Annotated in this window: 2 protein-coding genes and 1 pseudogene; 1 reads left to right on the plus strand and 2 read right to left on the minus strand. The window is 44.6% G+C overall.

Going from position 1 to position 2,782, the window contains the following annotated elements; all coding sequences use genetic code 11:
• Nucleotides 1-1,343, minus strand: a pseudogene (locus WBV75_RS14745) (hypothetical protein); the annotation flags it as partial.
• A 316-nt stretch (nt 1,344-1,659) separates the two neighbouring features.
• Here WBV75_RS14745 and WBV75_RS14750 point away from each other — a divergent pair.
• Nucleotides 1,660-2,205, plus strand: coding sequence for a Pycsar system effector family protein (locus WBV75_RS14750; RefSeq protein ID WP_424121341.1), 546 nt, complete (start codon nt 1,660-1,662; stop codon nt 2,203-2,205).
• Here the strand turns inward: WBV75_RS14750 and WBV75_RS14755 are convergent.
• Nucleotides 2,202-2,782, minus strand: a 581-nt coding sequence (locus tag WBV75_RS14755; protein WP_424121342.1) for a hypothetical protein, incomplete at its 5' end; no start/stop codon positions are given. The two genes, WBV75_RS14750 and WBV75_RS14755, sit on opposite strands and share 4 nt — an antisense overlap.

Consider the following 2,782-nt stretch of genomic DNA (forward strand, 5'->3'; position numbering starts at 1 on the left):
GTATAAATTAATGGATCGTAAATATTGACCTGCTCTCCCGCCTGATCGAAATCAAAATAAGTGCGCGCAAGCGCCAATAACGCCGGGCTAAGTTTTCCCGGGGTTTTAAACTCAAAATCATAGGCGTATTCGATATCGCAGTTATTGACCGTAAGGGAACCGGTGCCTTCAGAGACACAGCCGGTAGATGTATTCGTGACCACAACCTTATACACACTTCCATTATTAGCCTCTGTGGTGGCTGCACTAACGGTATATGTGCTACCTGTTGCGCCATTAATCGCGACATCATTGGCGTACCACTGGTAGCTATATGTCCCTGCCGTATCCGAGACGTCTGCGGTAAAGGTCGCATTCCCATCATTATTTTCACCCGTGCCAAAAGCACAGGTTACCTGATCCTCAACCGTAACAACAGGCAATGGGTTAACTGATATATTCAGAGTAACTGTAGGGCTTGCACAATTATTCGTCGAATCAAAATAGAATCCGTAGTAATTTGTGCCTGCCACTGGAATTTGATCTCCGGTAACGTGATCTCCTAAAACGAATGGGTCCGAATTGGTACTCCATGTTAGGGGGGCTCCTAAAGGGGCTGTGCTACTTACAAAAGAATCCAGGGAAGGAATGGTGTCGTCCTCGCAAAAAGCGGTGGATGCATTGGCATCAATACTTGGCGCAGTTTCCCCTGCTTCACAAGGCGCACAAATTGCGGCAACTTGTTCGGGGGTACTTTGCGTTCCCGGAAGACCATCTGTCCCGGAAGCTGTGAAATACAGGATACCTGGACTAAAGGTCCCACTATTCTTGGCGTTTCCACCCAAAACCGTCAGGCCGCCTACTCCACTCGTGGTGTCATTATTATTGTAATTCCCGGACTGCAGCGTAAAACATCCGTTTTGCAATTCGATGACCCCATTGTTAATTACATTACCATCTTTAAAGAATTGACTCCTGGTGACGACTATTGTACCATCATTATTGAGGATACCCGGGCCGATGATCACTTCTGCGTTGGTAGCCTCAAGGCGACCCCCTTTACTCACATTCAGGTTGCTTTGGTTATCCAGGGTCGCCCCGTTGACGAGCAATACACCCCTGTTTCTGAGGACAATGTTTGTTCCGCTGTTATTGACTATATCGTGATTGATCTCAACCGTAGCGTTTCGAATGTCATAGTCCGGCACTACACCCCCCTCCCAGGTGGAAGAGGCACTCCAGTCCCCAGGGGATACAGTAACGAAATCCTGGGCGGAAAGCGATAGGGAAAACAGTAAAAAGAACGAAAATATCAGGCCAGAAAATGAATTCTGCCCTGCACTTAGGGGTAGTTGTGTTCTCATAAGTTGATTGTTTAGGCCATAGCAAAAGCCCAAACGTGTTGAATCCAGGAAAGAAGACTTGGGGAAGTCACTTTTTGTCTAAAAGTCGGTTATTTAAGACCTGTCCAAAAAGTTGAACGAATATACAAAATATTGTGATGCCAATGTGGAGAAATATTTAATTATCAGGTAATTAGGGATGAAATGCAAAAATGTACTGATAAACCGCAAAAACCCGCCATCTTAAATCGTTGAATCGGAGTCCATTCACGGCCATACTTCAGGTTGCAGACCCATATGATAATTTAGTATCTTTAGACAGAATCAATCCTGAATTATGCCAAAAACCGGAGCCGGTAAGCTGACCCCTGAAGAAAAACTGATCGTTTATTGGGAGTCTATTCGGTATATCTACGAACTCAACCGGACTTCAGAGATTAAGGCCGGCCTTATTATGTCTTTTTATGGGTTGGTTTTGGGGGTAATCTTTGAGATGGCCGCCAATATGCAGACCAATTTTAAGCCCAGTATTTTCCTGATTATCGTAGTTGTGATTTATTTCTTTTTTGTGGGCCGCTCCATTTATTTTGCTTTCAGGTGCTTTTTACCCCAAATCAAAACCGACTTCGACAAGAACATGTTCTTTTTCCACGATATAATCACTCAATACGGGGATATCCATTCCTTTACCAAAAAATTCCACAATCTGTTGGGAAAGCAAGATGAATTATACAGCCATTTGGGACAACAAATTTATGTGAATTCCCTGATCGTCTCCCAAAAATTAATGAATGTTAACAAATCCGTGAGGAACCTGGCCTATAGTTTTATCCCCATGTTTGTTGCGGTAGTGACAATTGTCGTCAGTGTATTTATCCTTTAGGAGGCTTTCCTGGCAGACCGTTCGGATGCAGCGACCCTGGCCTTCAGACCATCGATAACTTTTTGTTTGTTTTCTGCGCGGTTGTTTTTGGCCCAATCCGTGTGAAATTGATGACTCTCCAGAAACCGGATCTGAAGATCCAGCCAGTCCGTTTGGTTCTCTACTACTCCGAAATACAGGAATTCCTCATACAGGGCCTCGCTCAACTGAGGATAGTCTTCCCGCCCAAGATAGTCAAGATCGGCATCTGAAAGTATTTGCTCATATAAATTATGAGGTTTTTGGGGGACTTTGGTTGCCCGGATCATCCCATCGATTACGGCAATCTCTTTGTCGGAATACCCGGTTAGCATGGGACGAACCTCAACAATACTGCGCTCCTCGTGTTCCTTCGGATCGAAGATGTATCCATAGTCATGTGCGACTGCAGCTATGCGTATCAGATTGGCAACACGATCGGAGAGTAAATAATAATCAATATAAAAATTGCAGACATTAGCCACATCTATAGTATGGTTCAGACAATGGTAGTGCAGGAAATCCGGAAGCCTTTCTGAGAGCTCGTCCAGAATTTGAT

The organism is Robiginitalea sp., assembly GCF_049588695.1.
GTDB lineage: Bacteria > Bacteroidota > Bacteroidia > Flavobacteriales > Flavobacteriaceae > Robiginitalea.

Coding starts and splice junctions, on each gene's coding strand:
- WBV75_RS14750 (WP_424121341.1), top strand. CDS start 1,660: ATGCCAAAAACCGGAGCCGGTAAGCTGACCCCTGAAGAAAAACTGATC.